The sequence below is a fragment of the Ruegeria sp. CL3 genome, assembly GCF_056536505.1.
The window spans coordinates 22,345-28,621 of record NZ_JBQFPT010000021.1 but is presented as its reverse complement, the minus strand read 5'-3'; the positions used below and the strand labels follow the sequence as shown (position 1 = coordinate 28,621).

Sequence of the window (6,277 nt, the reverse complement as noted above, 5' to 3'; positions counted from 1 at the left end):
CGCGGCAATGAAGCAAAATGTTGCGAACACCAACAGCAATGAGCGAAAAACCAGCACCATCACCTGACCTTTCGCCACGCGCAACGAAAGTCCCATTATCCAGATGAAAGGCGCCATTAACGCGCATTGCACCACAAACCGCGCAGCCGTAATCTGCCCAACCGGCACATTGGTCGACGCGAGTTTCGCAGACACGTCCAGCAAAGGAGCGGTTAGGCAAAACCCCAACATCAGCGCAACGCCAACAAGGGTGCGATCTGGAGATTGAGGTATGGGTTCAGCAGAAGTCATCGTTTCATTTAGAGATGTCGCCAAATGCGTGTCTGTTCTCAATACGACGACAGGCAAAAGTCCGGCAATCCAAGAGTTCGAGTTGAATTGGATATAGCGCTCGCGGCGGATGTCTCCTCCGACGGGCCGCACAGCCGCATCAGGTGGCCCGGCCAAAGGGCAGCTAGCTTACCCTGAACTGGTCGCGGAGCATGCGAAAGATGAACTTGGCCTTGTGACTTATAGTCAAAGGTTCATTCGAAATTCTAAGACTGTTCCACTTGCTGGAGCAAGTTGATCGCCAGGTGTTCAGCGTAGCTGCGCCAACACATCTTCCGCGGCCCTTAATCCTTCTAGGTGGGCTCCGCTGACCGAGCATTGTTGGTTAGGATGTGTAGCTTCACCGGCGAAGTGCACCCGCTCAGCATGAGGCTGGCGTAAGACAGCGCGTTTGTTGTGGCCTCCCGGCTTGGCTCCAGCGTAAGAACCACGCACATAGGGTTCATTTCGCCAAGCGGTAGCGTGGCCCTTGATGAAGGCTTTTCTGACGGTCGTGCCGAAGAAGCCAACCAGTGTTTCGAGCGCATGTTCGATAGCGCTCTCAGGTCCGGCACCCTGCAACTCTTTGGAAAAGCTTCCAGAACTTTCAAAGCTAGTTAGACCGGTGTTTGAGATGTCGCAAAGAAAACCACCTCCACGGGCTACCCCTTTGGCGTCAGGTTCTAAGTGGTATGTCAGCCAAGTATCCGGTTGCACGGGCAAAGCACCGGGATGGAAAAGGAGGCCAGCGTGATTGTAGTCACCCATAGTGATGAGCTCGAGCGCTGAGCGTCGGTCGGGTTCTAGCGGGGGATCAAAGCGGATGATGTCTTCGGCTAAGACCCCGACAGAAACTGTTACGACTACGGTTCGAGCATTGATCTTGCCAGTAGTCGTGGTTATCTGCACGCCTTCAGTGAGAGATTTTATTTCTGTGACCGGATTGGCCAGTATAACTGGCAGCCCCTGCGCAGTACATGCAACGAGGTGTCCGAAGCCTTCGCGGCAAAACCAATCGCCGCCGCCCTCCCAAGCACTTATGTCTCGCAGCGATGTATCCGGCAAATCCCTGGCAATCGACAATGCAAATGTCATGGCTGCCGTGAACGACCAATGCCCTTTGTTCTGCCAAATGTCTGCCAAGGATCGGTCTGTTGGAATTCCGGTGCTTGCTTCAATTTCTGCATCTACGCGCGCCACTTCTTTTATAGCGCTATGAATTTCGTCGACCTCGTCCCACAGAACAGCGTCATCCTCCAAGCCATACGTCACCGCGTTGTCCGGGGCCGCATAGAGATCAAGACCAAGTGCGATACCCGGAGCTTTCAGAGCGTTTGCATGTTCGGTGTGCATCCAATGCGCTCCCACGTCGAACGGGACGCCAAAGATTTCCGTGTCCGTGTGTGCGCGCCCCCCGACGCGGTTGGATGCCTCGACGCAGACTACTGAGAGTCCCGCCGATTTGAGAGCACGAGTAGCTGCAATTCCTGCTGCTCCGGCACCAACGACAACGACGTCAAAGTCGTGAAATTTCAATGTTTTCGCTCCAACACTTAAAGTGGCCTGTGAGACAATGTTCGGAGTAGGTTTTTGGCTTTCTCAGCATCGTGAGATTTACAAGGATCTGAATTGTCTAAGGATTTGGTCATTTGCGCGCGAGAAGTCATTCGTCAGTTCTTGAGCATAGATTGCAAACGAATTCTGGAACTGAAACGCCCTCGTAACTAGCCAGATCGAGCGGATCTTCCGTGTCAAACTTGCTGCATCTTCGGTAGATTTCCAGCATATCGGCAGAAAGCTTTCCGTTCTTAAAGAAATACATCGCAGCTGCATATCTTGTGGCACCAGAACCAGGCGTTCCGACAGTCGTTGCCAGAAACTGCCTTTGAGCTTCTGCTTCCTCCACTTTGAATATACCTTTAGTCACGATTTCGGCTCAGCGGACATCGCATCATTCAACGCGGCAACTTCATCTTCTCCAGGTGCTGATTCAGAGTTGTAGATTGGAAGAATTTTCCTGAGATGGTCATGATGGGAGCGTACGCCGTACTCGAGATCAGAAAGATAGAAGCCCTCGAACGCCTCTGAAGCCATGGCTTCGTTGGACCATATCGTAAGCTGAATATCTTCTTCCACTGTCTCTCGATCAATCCGGGCGGCAAGGTAGCGTGCCGCTCTTTGTTGGCGGTCTTCGTTCGGGTTTCGGTATGTCGCGCTCCGTAGAATGGATTTATCCGTCGTGATCGGAAACTCTTGATAAAAGAGGGTCGTCTCAGGTGTGACGGCTATGACCGCATTTGGAAAAATGCCGTAGTAAAGCCAAGTTTTGTGCAAGTGTTCTGGCAGGTGAGGCTGTGGTTTAGTGAATTTCTTGTAGTTGCGAACGGCCCACCTCCGGCCCTTTGTCGGAGTGAATTTTCCGTCAGAACGTGAGATACCATCGACATATGGTTCGTCTGAATAGGTCGAGCCATACAGATCCTGAAGGGCAGGGTGCGCGAGCGGGACATGATACCCTTCGTTGTCGACATCTCTGATCGATTTCCAGTTTACAGGAGTCTCCTCGGTCCAGATTCCGTCCGTCGGGACATGTTCGGCCATTTTGTAGGCAGAGACTTCCTGTTCAATCGGGGCTAGCAGTTCGGCTACTGATGGCTGGGGTCCAGGTTTGAATCGGACGAAGACAAAACCCTGCCAGATTTCCATTTCAATCTCTTTCAGGCCAAACTCGTGCTTGTCTAGATCGGGGAACGACTCCGGACGGGCGGCGCCGCGTAGCGTTCCATCAAGATTGTAAACCCAGCCGTGAAATGGGCAGACTAGAGCGTTTGCACATTTTCCTTGCTCTTTCGAGACCAGCCGAGAACCGCGGTGACGACAAACGTTTAGAAACGCGCGGATGTCCGAGTTGCTGTCCTTCAAGATCAGGGCGCGCTCACCGCACATGTCAAAACATAGAAAATTACCGGGTTCCGGAACATCCGAAACATGGCACGCGATTTGCCAATGCGTTTTGAAAAGTTCGCTCTTCTCAAGTTCAAGAAGGGCATTGCTGTGATAGCACCAACCGGGCAACCCGCGACGGTCCCAATTGGTAGGAATTTCTGTGTTTCTTACTTCGTCGCGCATCGGAACAACCCGCATAGTTTTGGTTTGGTCAGTTTGGGTCTCAGATGGGGACAGTATCCAGGAGTGAAAATTTGGCCTTGCTGGATCCGCCACTCTTCGACTGAGTGTAGGTGTCGCTTAAATTGACTTGCTCGTCAACTTTTTCTGACTGAATGATCATTCAGAAATGTGCTGCTAGTCACGCCTGTGAGGTTTCCTTGGTCGATGGTTTTCGATTTACCTGCTCAAATCAGGTGCAAAACCAGTGATACGTAGAGATATGATCAAAATTCATTCAGCCAAGCTTGACAGTGCAGATTTCAGCGGACTACCGTTCTGAATGACCAGTCAGATAAAAACATAGCGACTTGGGGGAATGGGGTGCTTGGTGATCGCGCCCGCAACGCAGGCGCGATCATTCGAGAAGACAGACTAGCAAACAAGGCAAGACAAATTCAGCCACCACTCAGGGAGAGGAAGCGAAGTTATGAACTCAATCAGGAAAATCGCCGGAATTACAGTTATAGCAGCAACTACTACTGCAGTTTCGGGATCGGCTTACGCGCAAGAGCGTGTGTTGAAGGTTACGAATTGGGGAGAATACATCGCTGAAGACACAATCGAGAACTTCGAAAAAGAATACGGTATCAAGGTGATCTATGATCCGTATGACTCTGCCGAAGCAATTGATGCCAAGCTACTGGCAGGAAACAGCGGATATGATGTGGTTAGTCATGCCGGCAGTGATACGGCTCGATTGATAAAAGCGGGTATTGTTGCGCCTCTGGATATGTCGAAGCTGGAAAATATCAAGCACATCGACCCCGCAATCATGGAGCAGTTGTCAAGTGAATGGGATCCAGGCAACCAACACTTCATTCCATATATGTGGGGAACGCACGGCGTCACGTACAACGAAGAATTGGTGAAAGAGACGTATCCAGACGCCCCCATCGGCTCGATGGATATGGTTTTCGATCCTGTTCACATGAAAGAGTTGTCCAAGTGCGGCGTTTCATTCCTGGATTCCCCAGGCGACATCATTCCAATGGCTTTGGCGCATATGGGCCTGGATGCGAACTCCACAAACAAGGAAGACTATGAGAAGGTTGGGGAGATGTTGGCGGAAATCAGGCCATACATCAAAACCTTCGATAACTATGCTTATCAACGGATGCCTCAGAAAGAGTTCTGTGTCTCAACCACATGGGGCCCTGACGGTCTCCTTGCCATGTCTGGCGCCGCGGAAGCCGACACTGGTGTCGTGCTAGACTTTTTCCTGCCCGAAGGTGATCGTACAGCGCAGCTGTGGATTGATGGTTGGCTGATCCCGGAGGACGCCGCGAACAAAGAAGATGCTCATCTTTTCCTGAACTATATGATGCGCCCCGAGGTTGCGGCCAATGATAGTAACTTCACCTGGTATGCGACCGCCAACCTGACTGCCAAGCCGATGGTTGATGAGGCTGTCACCTCCAGCCCAGCCGCGTTCCCAACATCGGATCAGGTTGCCAAGATGTACACGACTGCCGTTCTTCCTCCCAAGGTCGAGCGCTTGCAGACACGTACCTGGACTGACTTTAAGGCCGGAAACTAAATCCACTCACACTGGCAAATGAAGTAGCGGACCAGACCAGTTCGCTACTGCATCCCCAGATCCCGACTGGCAGACTAAGAGGCCCAAATTGACTGTTTCCACGGCTGTCAGCACAGAACCATGGCTTGATCAAAAAGAGCAGCAACCTCTGGTGAAAATCAGAGGCGTGACCAAGAAGTACGGAGCAGTGACTGCTGTCGACAATGTTGATCTGGATATCTACAAAGGAGAGCTATTCTGCCTTTTAGGCGGATCTGGATGTGGAAAGTCGACCCTGCTTCGAATGCTTGCTGGGTTTGAGGATTTGAACAGTGGCACAATCACTATCGACGGAGTCGATATGGCCGATGTGCCAGCCTACGAACGTCCGACCAATATGATGTTCCAAAGCTATGCGCTGTTTCCGCATATGACCGTCGAAAAAAACGTGGCTTTCGGGTTGGAGCAAGACCATGTCCCCAAGCTAGATATTGCGGACAGAGTTCACGACATCCTCAAGCTTGTTGAGTTGGAAGATTTCAAAAAGAGAAAACCTAAACAATTGTCCGGTGGGCAACGTCAGCGTGTTGCCTTGGCGCGGGCCTTGGTCAAACGTCCCAAGCTGCTGCTCTTGGATGAACCTTTGGCCGCTCTGGACAAAAAACTGCGCAAGCAAACGCAATTTGAGCTTGCCAATATTCAGGACAAGGTAGGCGTCACGTTCATCGTTGTAACTCACGATCAGGAAGAAGCAATGACCCTGTCCTCGCGAATGGCTGTTATGGACGCGGGGCGCTTCAAGCAGATTGGAACACCGACAGAGATCTACGAGTTCCCAGAGTCCCGCTTTGTTGCTGACTTTATCGGATCAGCAAATATTTTTGAGGGCAGGGTGACCGAGGATGGGGCCGACCATGTTCGGGTCGAGACCGAGTTCTGCGAAGTTTATATTGATCACGGTCATTCGGTGAAAGTTGGCAGCAAGATTTGGGTTGCGCTGAGGCCCGAGAAAATTCGACTTGAGAAATCTGACGCAACTCCTGAGGGCGCGAACCAGACAGCGGCCGTTATCGACGATGTTGGGTATTTGGGAGAGACATCGATCTATAAGGTAAGGCTTCCCAATGGCGAAATCTTCGACGTCACTCAGCCCAACCAGTCTCGCCCGACGCAGGCTGCACAGCGATTAACTTGGGAAGACAAGGTGAATATCAGTTGGGATCCGTCTAGCGCCATGTTGCTCCACTCATGACGGATTTCACCGAGGATATGTCCGAACCGCTG

Annotated in this window: 5 protein-coding genes and 1 pseudogene; 2 read left to right on the top strand and 4 right to left on the bottom strand. The window is 51.7% G+C overall.

What is annotated here, in order from left to right; genetic code table 11:
* The 4 genes and pseudogenes from ACR0NO_RS21750 to ACR0NO_RS21735 form a co-directional block, all read right to left on the bottom strand.
* Nucleotides 1–231 (bottom strand): annotated as a pseudogene (locus ACR0NO_RS21750) (DMT family transporter); the annotation flags it as partial.
* 348 nt (nucleotides 232–579) lie between these two features.
* Entirely contained in the window at nucleotides 580–1,845 is a 1,266-nt protein-coding gene (locus tag ACR0NO_RS21745; protein WP_480725635.1) for a flavin monoamine oxidase family protein, read from the bottom strand.
* A gap of 127 nt (nucleotides 1,846–1,972) precedes the next feature.
* Complete coding sequence (locus ACR0NO_RS21740; protein WP_480725633.1) at nucleotides 1,973–2,236, bottom strand: hypothetical protein; 264 nt, start codon at nucleotides 2,234–2,236, stop codon at nucleotides 1,973–1,975.
* The gene (locus ACR0NO_RS21735) at nucleotides 2,233–3,438 is read right to left on the bottom strand and encodes an aromatic ring-hydroxylating oxygenase subunit alpha (protein WP_170702991.1); all 1,206 of its coding nucleotides are present in this window, start codon (nucleotides 3,436–3,438) and stop codon (nucleotides 2,233–2,235) included. Before ACR0NO_RS21735 ends, ACR0NO_RS21740 begins: the two co-directional genes overlap by 4 nt.
* A gap of 466 nt (nucleotides 3,439–3,904) precedes the next feature.
* Between ACR0NO_RS21735 and ACR0NO_RS21730 the strand changes: the two genes are divergently transcribed.
* The gene (locus tag ACR0NO_RS21730; protein ID WP_480725630.1) at nucleotides 3,905–5,014 is read left to right on the top strand and encodes an extracellular solute-binding protein; all 1,110 of its coding nucleotides are present in this window, start codon (nucleotides 3,905–3,907) and stop codon (nucleotides 5,012–5,014) included.
* A 151-nt stretch (nucleotides 5,015–5,165) separates the two neighbouring features.
* Complete coding sequence (locus ACR0NO_RS21725) at nucleotides 5,166–6,245, top strand: ABC transporter ATP-binding protein (RefSeq protein WP_480725629.1); 1,080 nt, start codon at nucleotides 5,166–5,168, stop codon at nucleotides 6,243–6,245.
* Nucleotides 6,246–6,277 lie beyond the last annotated feature (32 nt).

Bases quoted from the DNA above. Each gene is read 5' to 3' on its own strand.
- ACR0NO_RS21735 (WP_170702991.1), bottom strand. From the start codon at position 3,438: ATGCGCGACGAAGTAAGAAACACAGAAATTCCTACCAATTGGGACCGT.
- ACR0NO_RS21730 (WP_480725630.1), top strand. From the start codon at position 3,905: ATGAACTCAATCAGGAAAATCGCCGGAATTACAGTTATAGCAGCAACT.